The organism is Mesorhizobium sp. 113-3-3 (genome assembly GCF_016756495.1).
In the GTDB taxonomy this organism is placed as follows: Bacteria; Pseudomonadota; Alphaproteobacteria; order Rhizobiales; family Rhizobiaceae; genus Mesorhizobium.
In genome coordinates this window covers 6610094-6633108 of sequence record NZ_AP023243.1, presented here as the reverse complement: position 1 = coordinate 6633108, position 23015 = coordinate 6610094, and the positions used below count along the sequence as shown (strand labels likewise).

Sequence of the window (23015 nt, the reverse complement as noted above, 5' to 3'; positions counted from 1 at the left end):
TCAATGGCTTCAATGGGCGGCTATGGCGGGCCGAGTTCATCTCCCGCGATCTGCCCCTACTACGGGCCCACAGGTGTGCCCGCCAGGCGTTGATAAGTATCGTCCATTGGTGGATCAGCAGCTTCGCAACTCGGTGCAACACCAGAAGCTGCTCGTCACCCTTGATCGGGGCGAAGAAGCCCAGATCATTTCTCAGCTGGTTCACATGGGCTTTGTGCAAGCCCGCGGCATCAGACGAAGCTCATCCAAATCCAGCCAATGCCGGCCCCAATGATAGCCGGTCACGCACGGCCAATGGCGATCTCAGGTACTGCGGTAGAGCACCGTAATGGCGACATCGTCGCGCGGCAGTATCGTGGACCACGACCGCACCTGAAGGACGTGCGAGGCGATATCGGCTCTCCCTGATGTGACTTTCGACAGCCATGTTTTGGCGCAATGCGATGCCCGGAGAGGTCCCTTCCACCACACTAGGTCGTACGTGGCTTTAGCCCCCATCTCGTTTCCAGATGAGGACCATACAGTAACTCTGTTGGACAGAAGCCGCCGGGTGATCGTTTATTTCATTCGAAACTCTACACGGCGCGGTTCGTAACCGAGAAACTAGCTTCGTGCGGCATCAATCATGTCGAACGGGAACATTGAAACCCGGTATCCAAAAGCCGTTGCGTTTTGGTGCAAAACTAACTGCCATTCGTACTGTCTCCCTGAAGGACATATACCGGCATCACCACCGAGGAATGACAATCATGACTAGGTTCCGCGCCGATTTTGCCAAGCGCGTCGACGCATTGTTCAGCGAGTTCAGCGGGCCGGAAATGCCTGGCGCTGTCGTGGCGGTGACCGAGAATGGACGCGAGATTTTCGCCAATGCGTATGGTCTGGCGAACATCAACGACGACATCACGATGGGGCGAAAGACCATCATCCGCATCGGTTCGCAGAGCAAGCAGTTCACGGTGTTGCTGATCCTGATGCTGGAGGCAGAAGGCAAGCTGAGCATGGAGGACGAGGTGCAGAAGCACCTGCCCTATGTGCCCCGGCTCGAATACCCGGTCACCCTCAGGCAACTCGCCTCCAACACCAGCGGCTACCGAGACTATCTACAGGGGATGATCTTTGGCGGCCTGTCGCTCTTCGCTCCGTCAGGTCGCCAGACCGCCCGTGATGTTGTCGCCAGGCAGGACGCGCTCAACTTCAAGCCCGGCAGTGCCATGATGTATTCGAATTCCGGGTTCTTCATGTTGTTCGACATCATCGAGCAGATCGAAGGCGCGACCTTCAACGAGGTACTGCGCGAACGCATCACTGGCCCGCTCGGCATGTACGACACCTCGCTCATGTTGCGCGACGGCTCAGTGATGAAACGGCTGGCCGCGCACTATACCAAGCAGGCTGACGCCTGGTTCCATCTGGGCTGGGGGATGGAATATGGCGGCGGGGGCGGCATAGTTTCGACACTCGACGACATGGTGCTCTGGCAGCAGAACCTGATCGACCCCAAAGTCGGCACGCCGGAAATGTATCAACGCATGGCAACGCCTTGCGTCTTCGATAATGGCGCGACAGGCTTCTATGGACTCGGGCTGGTGACGGACGTTTATCGCGGCCGCCGCGCGGTCGGCCACGGTGGCTCAGTTGCCGGCGGCGAATCGGAATCGATGCGCTTCATCGACGATGGCCTCGGCATCGTCATTGTCGCCAACAACGACCAGGTCGCCGCCTTCGAAGCCACCCGCCGCATCGCCGACATCTATTTCGGCAACGCAGCCCCGGCGCCGATCGGGCTTGCTCCCGGCCGCTACCGGCAGGAAGGCGGCCAGGACGTGTTCGAGATCATCGCCAAGAACGGCGTGCCCACCTTCCTCAGTTCCGGTGGTGGGACCAGTTTCGATTTCGGCCATCCAGGCGGCGCCAAGCCCGAAAGCTCGATCACTGACCTGGTTCTCAGTCCACGGCCGGACGGCAAGATCGACGGCACGTTCTGCGGCACGCCGAGGGTCTACGCACCCTTGGACCCGGACGCGACGGCCGCCACCCCTCTCGCTGGACGCTACGCCAACACGGCGCAGGGCATCGAGGTCGAGATCGATGGCGATGCGCAGCGTGGCATGTTCCGCCTGCGCTCCGATCTCGGCGCCATGAATGCGCCCATCGTCGCCGCTGACAGCGATCTCTGGTTCCTGCTCCAGCCCGACACCGACATGAGCCCCGGCCTGACTTGGAATGCGACGTTGAGCGTCACAGCAGACGGTTTCGAGATAAACTCGGGCCGTATCAAGAAACTGCGCTTCACGCACGCCTGAGCAACACCAACGGCACGCCTTCTTCGGTTGGTTGTGTTCTACCGATCAAATTAGAAAGAGCTGATCGCATGGACTCTGATACCATCGGCTTCATGCCAGCCGTCGAGCTGGCCGAGCTTATTCGCACCAAACAGATTTCGCCGGTTGAGTACATGCGCGCGCTGCTGGCCCGCATTGCCGCAGTCGAGCCCAAGTTAAACGCCTTCGCTTACTTAGCCGAAGATCGCGCGATGGATGATGCGAAGAAGGCGGAAGCCGCTCTGATGAGCGGTACGCGAATCGGCCGGTTGCATGGCGTGCCCGCCACGATCAAGGACGTGCAAATCACTAAAGACATGCCGACCCAATACGGCAGTAAGATTTTCGCTGGCAATCAGCCGACCGAGGATACGCCGATCGTGCCGCGCCTTCGGGACGAGGGCGCGATCCTCCTCGGCAAGACCACAGTGTCTGAGATTGGCTGGACCGGCGTGTCGCGCAGTCCATTAACGGGCATCACAAGCAATCCGTGGGAGCTCGGCTACAATGCCGGTGCATCCTCGGCTGGCGCGGGCGCTGCGGCGGCGGCAGGTTTTGGGCCACTGCACCAAGGCAGTGATGGAGCGGGGTCCGTCCGCATGCCCGCGCATTTCTGCGGTGTGTTCGGACTGAAGCCCACCTTCGGGCGTGTGCCGCTATATCCGATTCCCGCAACTGACCTTGCCTCCCATATCGGGCCTTTGACACGGACGGTCGCGGACGCCGCGCTGATGCTCGAGGTGATGGCCGGACCGCACTTCCTCGATTATACGTCGCTCGAGGCGGGGCCTGCCAACTATCTTGCCCGGCTGAGAGATGGCGTTAAGGGCAGGCGCGTTGCCTACAGCTCCGATCTGGGTTTCGCCCGCGTCGATCCGGAAATCGCGGAGCTAGTGAAGGCGGCGGCGGCACGCTTTTCGGAACTTGGGGCAATCGTCGAGGAGGTGCCGACCCCTTGGGCAAAGGAAGGGCCAGAGCTGATTCGCTTTTTCTGGTCCGCGCACTACGCAGCCAACGCACAGTACCTTCCGGACTGGGAGGCGGAGATGGACCCTGGGTTTGTCGCCTGCATCAGGCATTCGGAGAACGTCTCCATCGCTCGCTACCAGGAGATGCGACGGCGGAAGATGGTCTACGTCGCGAGCATGCATCGCTGGTTCCAGAATTGGGACTTCTTGTTGACACCATCCGTCTCGGTCGCGGCTTTCCCGGCGGAAAAGCTGATGCCCGACCATTGGGAGACGCATCCTTGGGATTGGATAAGGTGGGCGGAGTTCTCTTACCCGTTCAACTTCTCTGGGAACCCCGCGGCAAGCGTGCCATGCGGCTTTACCCCGGCCGGGCTGCCGGCCGGTCTGCAGATAGTCGGCAAACGCTTCGACGATCTGGGTGTGCTGCAGGCCTCGGCAGCGTTCGAACAGCTCCAGCCCTGGGCGGATAAGCGCCCGCGGCTCTAACTAGTTACTTTTAGGAAATATCGAAAGGGCGGAACAACCGCGCCACTAACCAGCAAAGGGGAAATGGAACATGACAATCTCTCGACGCGACCTCATTAAGGTAGGCTTGGCTGCCGGAACGGCTCTATCAATCCCATCAGTCCTGCGAGCACAAACAGGGCCAACCGCTGCGCGAACGGTCCGGATGGTTATGGATCTGCCCAGCGTCTTCGATCCGATCGTTTCGACGGCTACCACGACCGCCAACCATGGCATGGCGATTTACGACACGCTGTTTGCGCTTGATACCAAGTTGATGCCTCAGCCGCAAATGGTAGGGAAATGGGGCGTTTCCGATGACAAGAAGAAATATACGTTTGAGCTCCGGGATGGCTTGGGCTGGCACGACGGCACTCCCGTCACTGCGGCGGACTGTGTCGCATCGATCCGTCGCTGGGGCCAGGTGGATCCCGGCGGACAATTGATCATGGCGCGGGCGAGCGACATCTCGAAAATCGACGACAAAACCTTCACGATCGCACTCAAGGAGCCGCTGGGGCTCGTAATCGATCTGCTGGCAAAAACGGCCGGACCGGTGCCGTTCATCATGCGTGAGAAGGACGCGAATCGCCCCGCCACCGAACAGGTTAACGCAAATATCGGATCTGGGCCGTTCAAGTTCAACGATCCTCTTGCCAAGCCGGGCGCGAGCTTCACCTACGATCGCAATGAACAATACGTACCACGCAGCGAAGCGTCAGACGGATTCTCCGGCGGGAAGGTCGTGAACGTCGATCGCGTCATCTGGGATAATATTGCCGATCAGCAGACTGCTTTCGCGGCCTTACAGTCGGGCGAGGTCGATTTCCTCTCAAGCCCGCCCGCCGATCTTTATCCAGCGATCAAGAGCGATCCCAACCTTGAACTCGAGGTTCTGTACAAGGCGGGCAATGTACAGTTCATGCGTATGAACTGTCTGCAGAAGCCGTTCGACAACGTCAAAGCGCGCCAAGCGATGCTTCACCTGATCGATCAGGAGGCAATGATGCGCACCACGTTCCCCCCAGAATACCTAAGCAGTGTCACTTCGATATTCGGAAACCATACGCCCTATTCCAACGACGAAAATACAGGGTGGTATAAGAAGGGTGGGGACCCTGAAAGGGCTAAGCAGCTTTTCCAGGAGGCGGGATACGCGGGTGAAAAGGTCATTATTATCCAACCGACGGACGAAGCTTGGAACAGCAACGCCGCGCAGTTGCTGGCGGCGACGTTGCGCAAGATTGGGGTCAATGCCGAACTTGCGCCGGGCGACTGGGCCGGACAGTCTGCCCGCATAAGGAACAAGGGCCCGGTTGAGAGCGGCGGCTGGAGCATATTCATGACGAACGCTTCCGACTTTTATTTCAGCAATCCGGCCGGCAACCCCGTACTAAGCGCGAATGGCGAAGAGGGTTGGATGGGCTGGCCGAAGAGCGATGAATATGAGGCTCTTCGCGCCAAGTGGGCGGATGTCGAAACGCCCGAAGAGCGCAAAGCGCTGGCCCGCAAGATGCAACACGAATACTGGAATTTCGTGGGCCTCGTTCTGCTGGGTGCAGTTGTCTCGCCAATCGCACGCCGCAAGACGCTCACCGGCCTGATCGGCATGCCGGAGGAAACTCCGATGTGGAACATGCGGAAGGCCTGAGCGCAGTGGCCACTTACATCCTTCGTAGGATGGTATCGGCCATCGCCATCATGGCGATGGTCGGGATTTTCGTCTTTCTGCTTCTCAGGCAGGCGCCTGGTGACCCGGCAACCATCATCACCGGCAACAAGGGCACGCCACAGATAATCGCCGACATCCACGAACAGCTGAGACTCAACGAGCCGCGACCGGTTCAGTTCGTAAATTGGGCTGTCAGCATCCTCAGCGGCGACGTCGGGACCTCTATCTCTGCGGGACGACCCGTTCTTGAGCTCATCTCTCAGCGGCTTGAGCCAACCATTTCCCTGTCGATCTTGACGATGATCGTTTCGATGACGGCCAGCCTATCGACCATGGCTTCGGGCCACGGCGAGGGGTCGCGCCCCGGGCGCCTTTTGCTCATTGCAAGACCGAGCGCCCAGCACTGAAGGAAGTTGGACCTGGGCGAATGAGCGCGTGTCATCTAAATGATCGTTAGCATGCTTGCAGCAGCGACCTGCCAGCTGAGAACACCCCGTACATCTGTCTTCCCTCTTTCTTACAGGCAAGGATTTGACCTCTTCTGATCTGTTGAACGCCGTTTTCGAGCATATCGAAGCGAACCGCACCCCTTTCCTTGATCGCCTGATCGATTACGTTCGGCACCCGAGCATAAGCGCCGAGAATATCGGCATCGCCGAAGTCGGCGCGCTGCTGGTCGAGATGCTCACCGGGATCGGGCTCGAGACCAGCCTGGTGCCGACCGACGGGCACCCGATGGTGATAGCGCGCTGGGAGAAGGCGCCGGGCAGGGCGACCATTCTGCTCTACGGCCACTACGACGTGCAGCCGGCTGACCCGATCGACAAATGGCTCTCGCCGCCCTTCGAGCCGACCATCCGTGACGGGCGCCTTTACGCACGCGGGGTGGGCGACAACAAGGGACAACATTTCGCGCAGATCCTGGCAATCGAGTCCCACCTCAAGGTGCATGGTGCGTTGCCCTGCAATGTCATCCTGCTGCTTGAAGGCGAAGAGGAGATCGGCAGCCCGCACATTGCCGATTTCGTGCGTGCCAACAAGGAAACGCTAAAAGCTGATCTTGCCGTCACCGCCGATGGCCCGCGTCATGCAAGCGGTGCGCCCGTGATCAAGTTCGGTTCGCGTGGCGAGGTATCCTTTGAATTGCGTTGCCGCCATGCTAACAGTGACTTGCATTCTGGTAACTTCGGCGGCGTCGTGCCCAATCCAATCTGGACATTGGTGCACCTGCTAGGCACCATGAAGAATCCCGACGGTGAAATCACCATTGCCGGTTTCGCCGATGAAATCGAACCACCGTCAGAGGAGGAATTGGTCGCGGTCGAGCGATTACCTCTTGATGTCGAGGCTGTGAAGCGTGATCTCGACCTTGCGCGACTTGACGCGCCGGCGGAACGGGCTTTCTACGAGCGCCTGTGCTTCCGCCCGACGCTGACGATCAATGGCTTCCATGGCGGCTATGGCGGGCCTGGTAGCAAGAGCGTTCTGCCCAACGAAGCCTTCGTGAAATGCGACATACGGCTCGTGGAAGCACAGGACCCCGCGGACATCCTGCGCAAGGTGGCTGCCCATGTGGAAAAACACGCGCCCGAAGTGGAGTTCATAGCGCATGGGAGCATGCTTCCCTCCAAAACGCCCATTGCCTCCCCCTTCACCGCGCCGCTTTTTCGTGCTTTTGTCGCTGCGCAAGGGGAGGAGCCTTTGCTGGTCCCCGCAGGGTTCGGCACTCTCCCTAATTATGTATTCACCAAGATCCTTGGCATTCCTGCTTTCGACACGCCTTACGCAAACTACGACGAAGCCAACCACGCGCCGAACGAGAACCTAACGCTCAGCTGCTTCTATAGCGGGATTCGCACAGGCGCTGCATTACTGCATGAGCTTGGTTCGTTGCCATTTCCAGAGCGCGGGGTCGGTGGGGTGCAATCCGCCTCTAGTCTAACTCGTAAGAGATGAGTAACTAGATTGGATAATCGTGCGCCTTTCGGTTACTGCGCCGACATGAACTTGCCCGCCTCTCGGGCATGCATTTCACGGTCATCCAGCCAGAGCAAGGTCGACACACCCGTCGGAACGGACGGCTGCACTCCGCTGCGTTCCGCGCCAACTAAAAGGACCGTACAGAAGATGCCAAACATCAACGCCGGACGGTTGCTCTCGGAGCTCAGTCGTTTCGCGCAGTTCGGCGCGTACAAGACGGGTGTCCATCGTCCAACCTATTCGAAGGAGGACATCGACAGCCGCCGCTGGCTTGCGCAGCAATACGAAGCCATAGGGCTTCAGGCGCATATCGACGGAGTCGGGAACGTGTTCGGAATGCCTCGGTCGGACCGGCGATCGCTGTTGATCGGGTCGCACGCAGAGTCCCAGAATAATGCCGGATGGCTCGACGGGGCGCTCGGTGTGATCTACGGGCTCGAGATCGCCCGGACCTTTGCGGAAACCCCAGACTGCGCAGACCTCCCCATCGCCCCGGTGGCGTGGGCGGATGAAGAAGGTCACTACGTCTCAATGCTCGGTAGTCGTTCATTCGTCGGTGATATCGACGAGGCAGAGATCGATCGCGCGGCGAATGTCGATGACCGGCTGCCGCTCAGGGACGCGCTCCGTGCAGCCGGCCTAGCAGGTGTTCCCCGATCTACGGTGGAGCCGGACCGCTACGTCGGATATCTGGAAGCACACATAGAACAGGGCGACGCGCTGGAAGCCTCGGGCAACCAGATCGGTGTGGTTACGAGCATCGTCGGGATCTGGCAGTATTCAATCGTCTTTCGCGGCATTCAGAATCACGCTGGCACGACGCGCATGGCTATCCGGAAGGATGCCGGACTCGCAGCAGCGATGCTGGCGACGACTATTGCCGATCGCTTTCCTAAAGTGGCCGGCCCGCATTCCGTGTGGACCACAGGCCGCATTAGCCTTGACCCGGGCGCTCCCAACATAATTCCGGGGAAGGCAGAAATGTTGTTCCAGTTCCGGGATTCTGAGATGCCGGTGCTACAGCGCCTCGATGCGGTGATAAAGGAATCGGTTGAGGAGACCGCGATTAAAACCGGTTGCCATGCTGAGATCGAGCAGACCGAGGCCTCCAAACCATGCCATATGGATCCGGCCCTTCAGGACGCAATAGAGAACGCAGCCGCGCGCCATGCTCCCAACGCCTATGTGAGGATGCCAAGTGGGGCTGGTCACGACGCACAGGTCGTGGCGCGCAAACTGAGGTCCGCTATGCTTTTCATCCCAAGCATTGGCGGTATCAGCCATCATTGGACCGAAAATACCGAGGATGCCGACCTTGTGCTCGGCTGCCAGGTGCTGGCTGATGCCGCCGAGATGATCCTGCGTGGCGACGGAAAATCTGGACTCCGCAGCTAAGCGGGTCCTGTACAACGCCTTGACACCTGGCTGAATTTCGCAATCGGGATTCCGCCCGGCAATACTACAGAATAATCTGAGTTCCATCTGAAAACCAGATGACCTCGATACACAGACTGAATTTGACGTAAACTCCGCGGCAATTGAAAACCAACGGAACAATCGCCGTCCTCGGACGAGGTCCTGCATTGGGCTGTCGCATCCTCGGCGGCGATTTCGGCACCTCGATTTCCCAGACATTCTTTTAGGATTTGGCGGTTCTCGTGAAGGAGTAAACATCTATGCGATCATCGATTGATGCGGTCATCGAGGGAAAGCTCAAGGAGTTTTCGATTCCAGGCTCAGCAGTTGGGATCGTGCAAGATGGCAAGCTCGTTTGGGCAAACGGTTATGGATGGGCAGATGTGAAACGCAAAGTTCCGATGACGCCCAAAACCATCATGAATATCGGTTCCGTGTCCAAGACCATTACGGCAACAGCCGTGATGCAGCTTTGGGAGCGGGGGTTAATTGACCTTGATACAGATATCAGTAGGTATTTTCCCTATCAGGTCGTCAATCCGAAACACCCGTCGATGGCCATCACAGCACGGCGGCTTTTGAATCATCGTTCGTCAATCCGGGATGGGAAGTCTTACTGGGGTACCTACGCCTGCGGCGATCCGACGACTGCGCTTGGCGACTGGCTCGAGGCATACCTAAAGCCAGGAGGGGCGTATTATGACGCCGACGACAATTTCCATGGGTGGGTGCCCGGCATACTCGAACCGGATCAGACCGGCGGGTATTGCAATGTTGCATATGGCCTGCTCGGCCATCTTGTTGAGTGCGTGACTGGCACGCGCTTCACCGATTATTGCGCCGACCACATCTTCACCCCCTTGGGCATGAACAGCACTGGCTGGTATGTGCGTGATATCAATGTTGACCGGCATGCGGTTCTCTATGGCAGGGTCACCAAAGAAAAGTTGGATAAGGGCAGGCAATCATTTTCCTCCCTATTACCAGCTCCCGGTTTGACAATTGATGAGCTTACGCCGGGAGGCCGCATGCCGCATTGCCTCTACGGTTACCCCACCTATCCGGAGGGGCTAGCGCGCACAAGCGTCGAGGAACTGTCGCTCTTCCTCGCCACTTATAGAAACCGAGGCGGAATTCAGTTGTTGAAAGAGTCAACCATCAACCTGATGATCTCTGAAGTCCACGATGGTCGCCCTCTCTGCTGGCACAAACTCATCCTTGCAAATGGTGATGTCATTTGGGGACACGCTGGCAGCGATCCCGGTATTAGGACCCATATGGGCTTCCGTGAAAAAGACGGGACTGGCGCGATCGTATACTTCAATGGAGACGACATTGGTGACAGCAGAGAGGTTATTATCGAAAGCCTTTTCTGCAATGCCGCAACCCTTTAGCGCTCGTTTCGGCTGTGCCCGCTCCCTCGGGAGTCAAGGCGGATAGGCTGCGAGAGGTTTTGTCAGGCAATTGAGCGCCGCGATGAGCAGCCAAAAAGCTGCCTGAACTAGTTTAGCAGCAGCGAGAAGTTGTAGCCTGCGGAGGTTAGGATGGCGTTGACGGCGTCATCCTGCTCGCCAGCGAGGTAGTTGCATCCCAAGTGCTCGGCCTTGATGCGGCCGATGACAGGCTCGATCGCCGAGCGGCGGCGCATCTGGCGCTTGATGGCCGGTGTGACGCGGCGCTTGAGAGGTGGCTCGGCAAAAATGGACAGGGTGATACGTGGAATTTCTGCCTGAGATCGGCATGAGTGCCGGAACAGGAGAATCACGAATGAGCAGACGACCACGCCGGAACCACAGCCCGGCTTTCAAGGCGAAAGTTGCGCTTGCGGCGATCAAGGGAGAAAAGACGCTGGCCGAGCTGGCGCAGCAATATGATGTGCATGCGAACCAGATCACGGATTGGAGAAAGCAGCTTCTGGAAGGGGCCTCGAACGTGTTTGGCGCGGCGGAGAAATCGGAGCCGACGGTGGACATAAAGGCCCTCCATGCCAAGATCGGAGAGCTGACGCTGGCCAATGATTTTTTAGGCTCGGCGCTCGGCAAGGCCGGCTGGTCGGGGAGCGCAAGACGATGATCGACCGGGAACATGAACTGCCGATTGCCAAGCAGGCGGCCGAACTGGGGATCAGCCGCGGCAGCGTCTACTCCCTACCCAAGCCGACATCGGCGGCAGACCTGAAGCTGATGCGGCGCATCGACGAATTGCATCTGGATTACCCGTTCGCGGGCAGCCGCATGTTGCAGAAGCTTTTGAAGCGCGAAGGCTATGAGACGGGTCGCCTGCATGTGCGCACCTTGATGAAGCGCATGGATATCGAGGCGCTCTACCGCAAGCCGCGCACTTCGAAGCCGGGGGACGGGCACAAGATCTATCCGTATTTGCTGGGCAAGCTGGCGGTGACGCGGCCCAACCAGGTCTGGGCGACGGACCTGACCTATATCCCGATGGCCCGCGGCTTCTGCTACCTGGTTGCTGTCGTCGACTGGTTCACGCGCAAGGTACTGAGCTGGCGGCTGTCGATCACCATGGATGCGGCGTTTTGCATTGAAGCCCTCGAGGAGGCGCTGGCGACATACGGCAAGCCCGAGATCTTCAACTCCGATCAGGGCAGCCAGTTCACCAGCCATGACTTCACCAAGGTCCTGCTCGACCGGGAGATCAGGATCAGCATGGATGGCAAGGGCGCCTGGCGCGACAACGTCTTCGTCGAGCGTCTCTGGCGGTCGGTGAAATATGAGGAGGTCTATCTCAAGGCCTATGACAGCGTTCGCGAAGGGCGAGCGTCGATCGGAAAATATCTCGATTTCTACAATCGGGGACGCCCGCATTCCAGCCTTGACGGCAGAGCGCCAGATGAGGCCTACTTCACCCCGCTACCGCTTCCCGAGGCGGCCTAACCATAGGCAGTGTTCCACTTATAAATCGGGAATTCCTGTCCAAACAAACCGAGCCACCTCTCTTGTGGCCACGATAGCCTGCATCGACGTGGATGCGGCCCATCTCGTTGCCGATGGTCTTCTCCATGTCGGGGATGACGCTTGCGAGGCGTGGCCGTCAAAAGGATTGCCCGGCAGCGCTTTCGCGTGCAGGGCTAACTGGCCGCCCTTTGAGCGCTGCAGCGTCGTAGCCAGCGAGACTGTAAGCGGCATGCCCCTTGCCATGCCGATGCTCTCGACCTCGTGAGCGTGCAGGCTGTAGATCTTGCGGCGGCCGCGCTAGCGCCGCCGCCGTTTCACGCGCAGCCTTCTCCCGACGCGCGGCCACCCATGGATAAAGGGTTGCCTTGCCGCCGTCAAAGCCGCGCTATTTGACTTCGGTCCATAGGAGAGCACCGTTCTGCCGCCCATCCCGCCAGCGCCGTTCAAGATAGTCGCGAGGGATCGATACAGGTGTGACGTGCGGGCGGCCGCCGGTGCTCGGGCTCGCCGCCGGCGGCCAGCCAGCGCTCGACCGTCATCACGCTTCGCAGGTCTTCGCCTGGCCGAAGCCCGCAAACAGCCATGGTAGGATTCAATTCGTGGCCTGACCCGACAACTCTGAGCCCGAAGGGCAGTTTGCTGAGAGAGGTGGCTCGGTTTGTTTGGACAGGAATTCCCGATTTATAAGTGGAACACTGCCTATGGTTAGGCCGCCTCGGGAAGCGGTAGCGGGGTGAAGTAGGCCTCATCTGGCGCTCTGCCGTCAAGGCTGGAATGCGGGCGTCCCCGATTGTAGAAATCGAGATATTTTCCGATCGACGCTCGCCCTTCGCGAACGCTGTCATAGGCCTTGAGATAGACCTCCTCATATTTCACCGACCGCCAGAGACGCTCGACGAAGACGTTGTCGCGCCAGGCGCCCTTGCCATCCATGCTGATCCTGATCTCCCGGTCGAGCAGGACCTTGGTGAAGTCATGGCTGGTGAACTGGCTGCCCTGATCGGAGTTGAAGATCTCGGGCTTGCCGTATGTCGCCAGCGCCTCCTCGAGGGCTTCAATGCAAAACGCCGCATCCATGGTGATCGACAGCCGCCAGCTCAGTACCTTGCGCGTGAACCAGTCGACGACAGCAACCAGGTAGCAGAAGCCGCGGGCCATCGGGATATAGGTCAGGTCCGTCGCCCAGACCTGGTTGGGCCGCGTCACCGCCAGCTTGCCCAGCAAATACGGATAGATCTTGTGCCCGTCCCCCGGCTTCGAAGTGCGCGGCTTGCGGTAGAGCGCCTCGATATCCATGCGCTTCATCAAGGTGCGCACATGCAGGCGACCCGTCTCATAGCCTTCGCGCTTCAAAAGCTTCTGCAACATGCGGCTGCCCGCGAACGGGTAATCCAGATGCAATTCGTCGATGCGCCGCATCAGCTTCAGGTCTGCCGCCGATGTCGGCTTGGGTAGGGAGTAGACGCTGCCGCGGCTGATCCCCAGTTCGGCCGCCTGCTTGGCAATCGGCAGTTCATGTTCCCGGTCGATCATCGTCTTGCGCTCCCCGACCAGCCGGCCTTGCCGAGCGCCGAGCCTAAAAAATCATTGGCCAGCGTCAGCTCTCCGATCTTGGCATGGAGGGCCTTTATGTCCACCGTCGGCTCCGATTTCTCCGCCGCGCCAAACACGTTCGAGGCCCCTTCCAGAAGCTGCTTTCTCCAATCCGTGATCTGGTTCGCATGCACATCATATTGCTGCGCCAGCTCGGCCAGCGTCTTTTCTCCCTTGATCGCCGCAAGCGCAACTTTCGCCTTGAAAGCCGGGCTGTGGTTCCGGCGTGGGCGTCTGCTCATTCGTGATTCTCCTGTTCCGGCACTCATGCCGATCTCAGGCAGAAATTCCACGTATCACCCTGTCCATTTTTGCCGAGCCACCTCTGAGCATCACACAGGCGGACGGCGCAATTCAAAGAACATATAATCCGTTCCATCAACGACAACCGGCCCAAGAAAGGAATAGCCCAGCGCGGTTTTCGTTCTGAGAGATCGAATATTCGTCGGGCGTACGAGAGAGACCAACCGATCGATAGATTGGGTTGCGAAAGCGAATTCAATCACTGGCTTAATGCTTTCCGGCCCAATCCCTCGACCGCACCGGGCTCCGAACAAGAAACATCCGGTTTGAATGTCATTTTCATCGAAGCGGCGCAGCCCGGACTGCCCCACGAAGCGCAAATCGCCATTGTCCTCTCGTTCATAGACCATCCAGAATCCGTACCCGTAGGTATCCCACTCATGAAGATAAAGGGACAGCCGCGCATCAGACATTTCCCGCGTTGGCGAAATTCCTTCGACAGACGATTCGAACACTAACGGATCACAGCTCAGGCGATGCAGTGCATCGGCGTCCCAAGGACGTATTGGGCGCATGAATAAGCGTTCCGTTTCTATATTCATGTAAGGCTCCTTTCAAATTGGAGAGATATACACCAAAAGCAACTGGCAAAAGTGATAGGGATGCGTGACTTGGAATAAGGTGGTTTACAGTTGAAGTAGAACTCGCGCTGTTGTAAAGAATTAACCAAGATAAAATCCGAGTACCTGTTATAATATGTGCAGAATCCTGTGTCGATACTCAATAACTACACAATTACTCGATCAAAGTCAACGGGTTATAAAATTAAGACAAAATCGTGACGAATATACATTGCCGAGGTGAGCCGAGAAGTCGCTTTCTCCTGGGTCGATGACATTCTGCGGATACATGATCAAGTGCCGTGCCAACCGGAAAGTTATTCCGAAATGGCGGCAAATCGACGACGCGGAACGCGGCTGAACGACAAGTGAATTCCGCTTCCTGTTGTTTGTGGACTTATCCCACATTGATCGTCATGGAGGATCTCGTTCGGCTATGGACCATCCTCAGTCTGGCGGCGCCCCAAAGGTAGAATGCAGATCAGATGCTATTATCCGAGGGTTGAGCCGGAAATGGTGTGATCGACCAATCTATTGAGTCGACGGCACGCTGAAGTATCGCCCCCGTCCGAGCATGGCTGGGTGAAGCGGCCACGATATATGCGATCTTGTCACGGTAATCGCCTTTCCTGACGATCGGCGTCTTTGGTTCAACAAAGAGTTTCACCTCGGCCACACCTGATACAGCAGCCGCCCGCCTGTCGCCACGGATCCAATCGAGGATGCCATCGCGATCAGGAAGTAGGCTCCGCACCGCTGCGGAGTGCGAACGCCGTTTGCGCAAATTCCATTTGCCGCCGATGACAAGCTTGATGTGCTCGGTGATTAGATCGATACCGTAAGCCAGTTGAATGAGTTGGGAATGGGGCGCGTTGGCAAGACGCGGATTGACTTCAATGACGACTGGGCCAAGCTTCGTTCGCCGGAGTTCAATGTTCGTTGGCCCCCAGCCAAGATCGAGAGCTCGCAAACAGCTCAGAGAGACATCGGCGATACGCTTATGCTCATCATCAGTCAGCACGGCCGGAAAGATAGTCTCACGACAGACGAAATACGGTGGGGGGCTGAAGTCACCGCTGCCAATCCCAACGACCTCGTCTCCCATTGTATAAGCGAGATAAAGGGGACCTTGCGCGAACTCTTCGACCAGTATCTTTGGCGAAGATTGCCATACGTGCTTCCCGCCCAATAGATAGGTCGAATGTTCATCTAGCTCGTCGACGGTGCGGCACAGTCGGACACCAATGCTGCCGCTACCGACGGCTGGCTTAAGCACCACCGGCAGGCCGATCTCCGCAGCAGAGCTTTTCACGTCCCTCGCATTTGCTGCCAAGCGATAAGCAGGTATCGGAATGTTGGCGTCCGCGAGGAGCTGGCGCTGAGCAAATTTGTCGCAGCATCGTTCGATCGATCCCGGATTCGGCCCCGGTAGATCGAAATACTGGCAGAGCTTTCCAACCGTCGCATAGACCTCTTCCTCGGCGCATATAATGCCAGCAATTTCATTGGTGTCCTGCAACCGGGTGCATTCGTGGACCAGTGCATCGAGATCGCTTGTATCGACTCGGATTGTCTCACATCCCGCAACAAGAAAGTCCTGCTTATCCGGGTATGACGACAGGTTAATTGGATAAAGACCAAGCCTCTTGGCCGCTTCGACGTATAGTAGACAACAACGCCCTGCTCCGCCTTCAATAAGGATAAGAGTTCTTCGTTCCATTTTACTTGGACTCCAGAAGGTTATTGGTGTGTGTGGCTGTAAGCAAACGGGGTCAGTTTATTTTGCACGTCACTTTCATATCTCGCGGGGAACTTACCATCGTCTGTGATCTTCGGTTGCAAAGATTCTGTGAAGTTATTTGAAGCGTCTGTTTCAAATTTCATTTTACCCGTCTGCCCAATAAACCGAAATTTGCCGGACCGAACGATAACGAGGTTGTCGTCGACGACGTAGCGGATGGTCTTCCGGTGTGTGGCATGGTCGATTTGAAGAAACGCATGAGGCTACGGCGTAGACGCGGAAGTTCCTATCATAGTGATTCTGGGGTGACATGCTCGGACTCGGACGTCACTTTTCCATAATCGCTCTATTAGCGCTAAGGTTGGATGCATAGGCGGGCAGGAACTACCCCGAGCCTGCAATCTCAGCCTGAGCGATCTGAGAGCCTTCTCTGATTGGGGTCGTTTTGGTCAAGATGCTCCTGCACTTTTTTCTGGACCGTTCCGTGGGTCACTCGCTTCTCTTCGCGGTCAGCGCTTGGGCCGCCGCATGATGGGGTCAGGAGAGCGAAGGCGTCTCAATCCGTTTCACGACCTTGCCGCGCTTGGGCCGGCAGGTTCGGGACTCTCAACGAGATCGCCTCGCCCATCGTCCCCAGGGAACGATCCGGGCATCGCCCTTTCGGGCGAAGGCTTTGTTCGTGTTGCTTGCTCCTCGATCTGTCTCAGTTCACGCGGCCAGGTGAACAGGCTCCTTTCCAAAGCGGAACTCGGTCGCGTCGGCCCACATGCGATGCAGAATGACGGCCAGTTTGCGGGCGACCGCGACCCGGGCTCGTGCCATGCCGCGCCGCCTGGCGATGTTCATGCCCCATGCTCTGAGGCTCGACCACTTCTTCGATCGCACCAGCAGTGTGTGGGCCGCCTCATAAAGCGCGGTGCGTGCAAGTTCGTCGCCGCATCGGCTGACCTTTCCCTGGATGTCGGTTTCGCCGGACTGGTAGCGTGCCGGCGTCAGTCCCAGATGCGCCCCCACCGCCTGCGACGAGCCGAACCGCTCAGGCCGGTCGATCGTGGCGCGGAAGGCGAGCGCGGTGATCGGCCCGACGCCCGGCGCGCTCTTCAGCCGCCGGCAGACTTCTTCATTGCGGACGATGTCGAGAACCTGCTTCGTCAGGCGGGCGAACTCTCTCAACATGACACCGAGGATTGCTAGCAGCGGCTCGACCATCGCCATCACCTCGGCGTCAGCGCCCGTCAATTCACGCACGCGGCCGGCAAACGCGCTGCGCGACGGCAGGCCCAGCTTGACGCCGGCCTCGCGCAGGATCGCCCGCACTACGTTCTCGATCGAACGCATCTCGTTCAGCACCGTGCGGCGGGCAACCAGCAGCGAACGCCACAGCCGGCACTGCCTGCTCTTGACATGCACCTGCCGATACCAGCCAGTGCGCATGATCTGCGCCAGCGCGCGGGCGTCATTGCGGTCGGTCTTGTTGGGCATCGTCTTCATCGCCGCGTTGGCCTGCCGCGTCTCGATGCAGGTCGCCGGCAAGCCTTCGGCGTGCAGTCCATCGTGAAGCCAGGCCGTCAGCGAGCACGCTTCCAGGCCGATCCGCTCAAGCGGCAAGCCGGTCCCCTTCAGCGCGTCACACAATGCCTGCGGATCGCTCAACGCTCTCGCCTCCTTCACGATCCGGCCAGTCTCGTCGACAATGCAAATAGAGGTCTCTTCCAAAGACACGTCCAGTCCGGCAAAGTACTTCATGGCTGCTCCTTCCAAATGTTTGTGGCGACTCATATCGACCACGTTTTCACATTTCGACAGGAGCAGCCGCCATCATCGTATGCGACGTCTCCGCCCCATTGATTTTCTTGTTGCAACGGTCAGGTGGAGCGCTTGCAGCTGGTCCTATGAGCACGTTGGGGAATCCCGGACGTGCTCATTGTGATGCGCTGATCCGTTGCGCATAGGCCCAGGGCATGAGGGCGTCGATGTCTTTGGCGAGGTGGCCATTTGCGAGGCTGATGAAGAGATCGCGCAGGTAGGCGTATGGTTCAACGCGGTTCATCTTGCATGTGCCGATCAGGCTGGCGAAACGGGCCCAATTACGGCCGCCTTCATCATGGCCGGCAAAGAGAGCGTTGCGGCGGTTCATGGCCGGACTTCTGATCGCGTTTTCGACGAGATTGGAGTCGATGTCGACGCGGCCGTCGTTCAGGAACAGCCGGAAGCCGACCTGGCGTTTCAGCATATAGGCCATGGCCTCGCCGAGGTCGGACTTGCGCGATACGCGCGCGGCCTGAACTGTCAGCCAGGTGAAGAACTCGTCCACCAGGGGGCGGGACAGGTGCTGGCGGACAGCCCGGCGATGATCGGGGTCACAACCTCGGATGCTGTCCTCGATCTTGTAGAGGGCGGCGATGCGCAACAACGCCTCGTCGACGATGGGCAAACCCTTCTTCGGCTGGGACTTGATCAGTTTTCTGCGGCCATGCGCCCAGCAGAAGGCCAGCCTCAACGGATCGCCGCCCGTGCGTTTTGGCGTTGCGAGGTGGGAGTAGCCGCCATAGGCATCGACCTGGATCGTGCCGTTGAAGCCGTCGAGGATACCTGCGGCATATTCACCTTTACGCCCAGGCCGATAATGGAACACCACGCCCGGCGGCGCAGATCCGTTCCAGCCGCGGTCGTCGCGCAGAATAGCCCAGAGATAGCCAGTTTTCGTCTTGCCGCGCCCGGGATCCAACACCGGAGCCGTGGTCTCGTCGACATATAGTCGTGAGCTACCCTGTTTCAGGATCATGGCCATGTGGTCTACCACCGGCGCGATCACGGCGCCCGTCCGACCCAGCCAGTCGGCCAGGACCGTGCGGTCGATCGGCACTCCGTGTCGGGCCATGACCGCGGCCTGCCGGTTCAGCGGCATGTGTTCGGAATGCTTGGACACGGCGATCTGCGCCAAGAGGGCTTCGGTCGGCCAGCTACCTTCCAGCAAATGCGCCGGCGCCCTGGCCTGAACCACTCCCGTGCGCCCCTTGGGGCAAGCATATTTCGGGCGGATCGCGACGATCACCTGATAGCGCGCCGGGATATGATCGAGCCGCTCCGTCCGGTCTTCGCCAATCCGGACCATGTTGCCGCAACCACAGGGGCAGGCAATGCTATCAGGCTCGATCACCTGTTCGACGCGCGGCAGGCTCTGGGGCAGAGCACGCGCCTTGCGTTGCCTGCGTGAAGCAGTCTTTTCGCAATTGGCTGTGCTGGCCGCGATCTTTTCCTCGACGAAGGCGATCTGGGCCTGTGTTTCGGCAATTGCCGTCTCCAGGTCCTCCAGCGCCAGTTCCATCTGCGTCGGATCGAGCTTTTCCGATTTCGGCCCGAACTTCGTGCGGCGGTAGTCCTGAACCTGGCTCTCCAGCTTCTCGATCAGTTCCTTCAACTCGGTGATGAAGGCGTCCTTTTCAGCCACCACCGCCTGCTCATGCTGACGGGCCGCACGCTCGACCGACAGCTCGAACTGTACGGCCGCAAAGGCGTTCACCACCTCTGCAGGCAGGTCCGGGAACTGGCTGAGATCAATGGGCGCAGACATGCGCCTTCGTAGCAAATCGAAGCAAAAAAGCCCAATAAAACAACGCCAAAACCGAACGGGTGAGTCACCCTGCCGCAGCGGGCGGCGCTACCCGCTGCGCTACCACGCGTCGCCAGTCGAGACCTTCGAACAAAGCTTCATACTGCCCCCGCGACAGCCGCATCGTCCCATCCTGCACTTTGGGCCAGGCAAAGCTGCCCTGTTCCAGGATTTTGTAGGTCAGCACCATTCCGGTGCCATCCCACACCAGGATTTTTACACGATTCCCGCGCTTCGACCGGAAGATCACGGTGACCCCGGAATGCGGATCAAGCTTCAACTCGGTCTGCACCATCAATGCCAGCGCCTGATGGCCACAGCGGAAGTCCACCGGCCGCGTCGCGATCAGGATCGGCAATCGTTGGCCCGCGACGATCATGCCGTCCCGCGCATCGCACGCACCAAGGCCGCAACCCGGTCAACCGGCACATCGCCGGGAACCCTCACCACGAGGTCTGCGCCTATTTCCACGGTCATGATCCCCAAAGTGATCTCGACCGGCTCCGGAACCGGCAAAGCATCGGCAGCCTCCTTCGGCTCCGTCGTAATCGCCAGGGGCACGAAGGCAGGCTCGAATGGGCCGCTATTCTCGCAAGGCACCGGCATCAGTTCCGCAGGCAGCGCCAAAAGACCCTGACGCGCCTGCCGTCGCCAGTCCGAAAGCTGATGCGCAATGAGATCATGACGACGCGCAACATCAACAACCCGCGCACCGCGTTGAAGGCTCTCCGCGACAATCCGCGCCTTCAGATCATTAGGCCATCGTCGGTTTCCACGACGAGGCTCGACAACTTCGCATCGCCCAACAAATCCCTCGCCATCCGCCATGCCAAATCTCCAGCTCCTGCCGAAAACCTTCTGGCAGAAACCTCAATGTTCAGAAACAAGCGAAATCAATGGGGTGTGGGCGGCGCATACCCATCATCTGGCTCGGTCGAGACCCCAATCACCCCATCTGACTCGAAACTCGGTTAGGCACGACGCGGAGCTGCCCTGCGGCGAAGCATGAGGCGGATCGACGCGATGAAGATCCACGCCTCGGCGCTGGCGATGGTCGCCTCGAAGTCCTTGGCGAGCCGGCGACAACGTCCCAGCCAGGCGAAAGTTCGCTCGACGACCCATCGTCGCGGCAGCACCTCAAAGCCTTTGGCCGTGTCGGAGCGCTTGATGATTTCGATGGTCCACGTGCCCAGATCGGCCAGAGCCTGCGTCAGTTTTTCTCCGGCATAACCGCCGTCGGCGAATAGATGGCGCAACCACGGGTAAAGCTGTCGAATGGAGGCGATGACGCAGACTGCCCCATCCCTGTCCTGGATATCGGCCGTATGCACCGTCAGCCCGACCAGGTGCCCCTCGGTGTCGGTGATGATATGGCGCTTGCGGCCTTTGATCTTCTTGCCGGCGTCGTAGCCACGCAGACCGGCAACGTCCGTGGCCTTTGCCGATTGGCTGTCGATGACGCCGGCGCTCGGGCTCGCCTCGCGACCGAGGGCGAGGCGTGCCGCGGCCACCAGGTGGAAGTTGATGGTCCTCCACAGCCCATTGTCTCGCCAGGCATAGAAATAGCGTTGAACCGTCGAAACCGGCGGGAAGCGGTCCGGCAATGCCCGCCACTGGCAGCCCGTCCAGGCGATATAGAGGAGCGCGTCCACGACTGCCCCGCAGCTCGGTCGTCCGCGGTCGTCCTGTCGCCTTCGCTCCAGGCATGAACGGCTCGATCAACGCCCATTCCCTGTCCGTCAACGCGTTTGCATCCCGCTGCCCCGCGCGGCAATATTGCCGGCGGGTGGCCTCCGTCCAACCCATGTCGTGATCCTGCTCAAGTCTAGACAACTCAAGCGAATCACAACGGACGGGGCCACTCAACCGCTTCCACGCCCAATCCCGAGTTTCGGGTCAGGCTCTGAGAGATCATGGTCGAGCGCGACGAGCATCACGATCGGCGGCCCTTAGACTTTGCAGTTGTAAGCGGATATAGGGGGCAATAGCTAAGTCTCGGTGGCGGCGGTGGTCTCCTCCTCGCAGGCGCCAGCCATCTGAAAACGCGATAGCACCAATCCGGACATTATATTGGCGAACTCAAGGCCAAGTGGCGCATTTAGTGGGGAGCGGTCCGAACTCCATGCCAATCAATATCCACCGAAAAAACCGAGTTCCACCAAATGCAGATTAAAGACATCCTTCTCGCGCCGGGCAATGGGGCCTTTTTCTATGACGATCAGGAAGCCATTAGGTCGGGCGCGACGCAGGACGGCTTTATCTATCTCGGCGCACCGACAACGCATGGGTTCAATTCGATCCGCATTCCAGCATCCTCGCTCAGCCTCGGGCTTGTCCTTACCGACGACACTGTTGTTTGGGGCGACATGATGAACGTCCAGTACTCTGGTGCCGCCGGACGCGATCCTGTGTTCGACGCCAGTCAAACCTCGGATTTTACGTCGCGCGTTGTCGCGCCGCGGCTTCTCGATGTTGATGCATCCCGCTACCTAGAAGCCTGCGCGAAGGTTTTCGAGCCCTTCGAACACAAGCGGCTACCTCTCGCGATTGAGTATGGCGTCAGCCAGGCATTGCTTCGAACTGCGGCCCACCTTCACCGCAGCACGATGGCGGAGGTCATCTGCACTGAATTTGACCAACCGCTGCCAACGCGCAGTGTCCCGATTTACTGTCAGAGTGGCGATGCGCGGGAAATCAATGTCGACAAGATGATTCTGAGGTCCGTCGATGTTCTTCCCCACGGCCTGATCAACTCGCGGCAGAAATTCGGCGTCGACGGCCAGACCTTCATGGACTTCGTGAAGTGGGTTGCAACGCGTACGCGCCAAATCGGCCGCCCAGAGTATCATCCGGTGCTGCATTTCGATGTGTATGGTTGGATAGGGCAGGAAATCGGCCTGGAGCCGCAACGGATCGCCGATTTTATCTGCAGGGTTGCCGATACCGTTCCGGGTTTTACGCTCAATATCGAGTGCCCGGCCGATTTTGGTTCCACACAGGCCCAAATTGATAACTACGCTCGAATTGTATCGATCCTGGATGACCGGAGTTCCAGCGCCCGCATTGTCGTGGATGAGAGATGCAATACGCTTGAGGATATTCGGCTCTTTGCCGAAGCGAAGGCCACGCATCTGGTCCAAATCAAGACGCCAGACGTCGGCTCAATCGCCGATACGGCGCGCGCAGTTCTCATCTGCAAGGCGAACAAGGTAGGGGCATATGTAGGGGGAAGCTGTACCGAGACGGATCTCTCCGCCCAGGTTTCAGTCCACGTTTCGGTAGCGACCCAGGCCGACATGATGCTCGCAAAGCCCGGAATGGGTGTCGACGAGGGTTTTTCCATCGTTGGGAACGAACAGAGCCGGTTATTCGCGATGCTGAACCGTCGTCGGGCGTATGTCGAACAAGTTGGATGAAGAG

The 23015-nt window shown here is 58.8% G+C and carries 16 protein-coding genes and 3 pseudogenes; 9 read left to right on the top strand and 10 right to left on the bottom strand.

The window, feature by feature from the left end; genetic code table 11:
- Window positions 1-749: 749 nt before the first annotated feature.
- The 7 genes and pseudogenes from JG746_RS31925 (at window position 750) to JG746_RS31895 (ending at window position 10261) form a co-directional block, all read left to right on the top strand.
- Entirely contained in the window at window positions 750-2306 is a 1557-nt protein-coding gene (locus JG746_RS31925) for a serine hydrolase domain-containing protein (RefSeq protein WP_202324151.1), read from the top strand.
- A 68-nt stretch (window positions 2307-2374) separates the two neighbouring features.
- A complete protein-coding gene (locus JG746_RS31920; RefSeq protein ID WP_202324150.1) occupies window positions 2375-3781 on the top strand; it encodes an amidase family protein in 1407 nt (468 codons plus the stop codon).
- A 70-nt stretch (window positions 3782-3851) separates the two neighbouring features.
- The gene (locus JG746_RS31915) at window positions 3852-5450 is read left to right on the top strand and encodes an ABC transporter substrate-binding protein (protein ID WP_202324147.1); all 1599 of its coding nucleotides are present in this window, start codon (window positions 3852-3854) and stop codon (window positions 5448-5450) included.
- Between the two features lie 5 nt (window positions 5451-5455).
- Window positions 5456-5800, top strand: a pseudogene (locus JG746_RS31910) (ABC transporter permease); the annotation flags it as partial.
- 202 nt (window positions 5801-6002) lie between these two features.
- A complete protein-coding gene (locus tag JG746_RS31905) occupies window positions 6003-7427 on the top strand; it encodes a M20/M25/M40 family metallo-hydrolase (protein WP_202324142.1) in 1425 nt (474 codons plus the stop codon).
- Window positions 7428-7598: 171 nt separating this feature from the next.
- Window positions 7599-8846, top strand: coding sequence for a Zn-dependent hydrolase (locus JG746_RS31900; RefSeq protein ID WP_202324140.1), 1248 nt, complete (start codon window positions 7599-7601; stop codon window positions 8844-8846).
- Window positions 8847-9127: 281 nt separating this feature from the next.
- Window positions 9128-10261 carry a serine hydrolase domain-containing protein gene (locus JG746_RS31895; RefSeq protein WP_202324138.1) on the top strand — a complete coding sequence of 378 codons (1134 nt, stop codon included), beginning with the start codon at window positions 9128-9130 and terminating at the stop codon, window positions 10259-10261.
- Between the two features lie 33 nt (window positions 10262-10294).
- On the opposite strand, the pseudogene JG746_RS31890 reads toward JG746_RS31895, so the two are convergent.
- Window positions 10295-10548, bottom strand: a pseudogene (locus tag JG746_RS31890) (IS5/IS1182 family transposase); the annotation flags it as partial.
- A gap of 86 nt (window positions 10549-10634) precedes the next feature.
- Here JG746_RS31890 and JG746_RS31885 point away from each other — a divergent pair.
- Window positions 10635-11764, top strand: a protein-coding gene (locus tag JG746_RS31885; protein ID WP_202324135.1) for an IS3 family transposase whose coding sequence is annotated in 2 segments (ribosomal slippage) — window positions 10635-10893 and window positions 10893-11764 — 1131 coding nt in all. Because the reading frame shifts where the segments join, the coding sequence is not laid out codon by codon here.
- A gap of 64 nt (window positions 11765-11828) precedes the next feature.
- Here JG746_RS31885 and JG746_RS37340 read toward each other — a convergent pair.
- The 9 genes and pseudogenes from JG746_RS37340 to JG746_RS31845 all read right to left on the bottom strand — a co-directional run.
- Window positions 11829-12073, bottom strand: a pseudogene (locus JG746_RS37340) (IS5/IS1182 family transposase); the annotation flags it as partial.
- Window positions 12074-12490: 417 nt separating this feature from the next.
- Window positions 12491-13620, bottom strand: a protein-coding gene (locus JG746_RS31880) for an IS3 family transposase (protein WP_202324135.1) whose coding sequence is annotated in 2 segments (ribosomal slippage) — window positions 12491-13362 and window positions 13362-13620 — 1131 coding nt in all. Because the reading frame shifts where the segments join, the coding sequence is not laid out codon by codon here.
- 90 nt (window positions 13621-13710) lie between these two features.
- Window positions 13711-14223, bottom strand: a complete 513-nt coding sequence (locus JG746_RS31875; protein WP_202324133.1) for a GNAT family N-acetyltransferase — start codon at window positions 14221-14223, stop codon at window positions 13711-13713.
- 499 nt (window positions 14224-14722) lie between these two features.
- Window positions 14723-15961, bottom strand: a complete 1239-nt coding sequence (locus tag JG746_RS31870) for an ATP-grasp domain-containing protein (protein ID WP_202324131.1) — start codon at window positions 15959-15961, stop codon at window positions 14723-14725.
- Window positions 15962-16690: 729 nt separating this feature from the next.
- Entirely contained in the window at window positions 16691-17728 is a 1038-nt protein-coding gene (locus JG746_RS31865) for an IS110 family transposase (protein ID WP_120019414.1), read from the bottom strand.
- Window positions 17729-17903: 175 nt separating this feature from the next.
- Window positions 17904-19556: an IS66 family transposase gene (tnpC, locus tag JG746_RS31860; protein ID WP_202324128.1), complete on the bottom strand. Its 1653-nt coding sequence runs from the start codon at window positions 19554-19556 to the stop codon at window positions 17904-17906.
- Between the two features lie 64 nt (window positions 19557-19620).
- Entirely contained in the window at window positions 19621-19974 is a 354-nt protein-coding gene (gene tnpB, locus JG746_RS31855; protein WP_127420643.1) for an IS66 family insertion sequence element accessory protein TnpB, read from the bottom strand.
- The gene (gene tnpA, locus JG746_RS31850; protein ID WP_202324126.1) at window positions 19971-20423 is read right to left on the bottom strand and encodes an IS66-like element accessory protein TnpA; all 453 of its coding nucleotides are present in this window, start codon (window positions 20421-20423) and stop codon (window positions 19971-19973) included. Before tnpA ends, tnpB begins: the two co-directional genes overlap by 4 nt.
- A gap of 143 nt (window positions 20424-20566) precedes the next feature.
- Window positions 20567-21401, bottom strand: a protein-coding gene (locus JG746_RS31845) for an IS5 family transposase (RefSeq protein ID WP_202324277.1) whose coding sequence is annotated in 2 segments (ribosomal slippage) — window positions 20567-21253 and window positions 21255-21401 — 834 coding nt in all. Because the reading frame shifts where the segments join, the coding sequence is not laid out codon by codon here.
- 356 nt (window positions 21402-21757) lie between these two features.
- Between JG746_RS31845 and JG746_RS31840 the strand changes: the two genes are divergently transcribed.
- Window positions 21758-23011, top strand: coding sequence for a methylaspartate ammonia-lyase (locus JG746_RS31840; RefSeq protein WP_202324124.1), 1254 nt, complete (start codon window positions 21758-21760; stop codon window positions 23009-23011).
- Window positions 23012-23015 lie beyond the last annotated feature (4 nt).

Excerpts from the sequence above, each read along its gene's own strand:
- JG746_RS31925 (WP_202324151.1), top strand. The coding sequence starts at position 750 with ATGACTAGGTTCCGCGCCGATTTTGCCAAGCGCGTCGACGCATTGTTC.
- JG746_RS31920 (WP_202324150.1), top strand. The coding sequence starts at position 2,375 with ATGGACTCTGATACCATCGGCTTCATGCCAGCCGTCGAGCTGGCCGAG.
- JG746_RS31915 (WP_202324147.1), top strand. The coding sequence starts at position 3,852 with ATGACAATCTCTCGACGCGACCTCATTAAGGTAGGCTTGGCTGCCGGA.
- JG746_RS31900 (WP_202324140.1), top strand. The coding sequence starts at position 7,599 with ATGCCAAACATCAACGCCGGACGGTTGCTCTCGGAGCTCAGTCGTTTC.
- JG746_RS31895 (WP_202324138.1), top strand. The coding sequence starts at position 9,128 with ATGCGATCATCGATTGATGCGGTCATCGAGGGAAAGCTCAAGGAGTTT.
- JG746_RS31875 (WP_202324133.1), bottom strand. The coding sequence starts at position 14,223 with ATGAATATAGAAACGGAACGCTTATTCATGCGCCCAATACGTCCTTGG.
- JG746_RS31870 (WP_202324131.1), bottom strand. The coding sequence starts at position 15,961 with ATGGAACGAAGAACTCTTATCCTTATTGAAGGCGGAGCAGGGCGTTGT.
- JG746_RS31865 (WP_120019414.1), bottom strand. The coding sequence starts at position 17,728 with ATGAAGTACTTTGCCGGACTGGACGTGTCTTTGGAAGAGACCTCTATT.
- tnpC (WP_202324128.1), bottom strand. The coding sequence starts at position 19,556 with ATGTCTGCGCCCATTGATCTCAGCCAGTTCCCGGACCTGCCTGCAGAG.
- tnpB (WP_127420643.1), bottom strand. The coding sequence starts at position 19,974 with ATGATCGTCGCGGGCCAACGATTGCCGATCCTGATCGCGACGCGGCCG.
- tnpA (WP_202324126.1), bottom strand. The coding sequence starts at position 20,423 with ATGGCGGATGGCGAGGGATTTGTTGGGCGATGCGAAGTTGTCGAGCCT.
- JG746_RS31840 (WP_202324124.1), top strand. The coding sequence starts at position 21,758 with ATGCAGATTAAAGACATCCTTCTCGCGCCGGGCAATGGGGCCTTTTTC.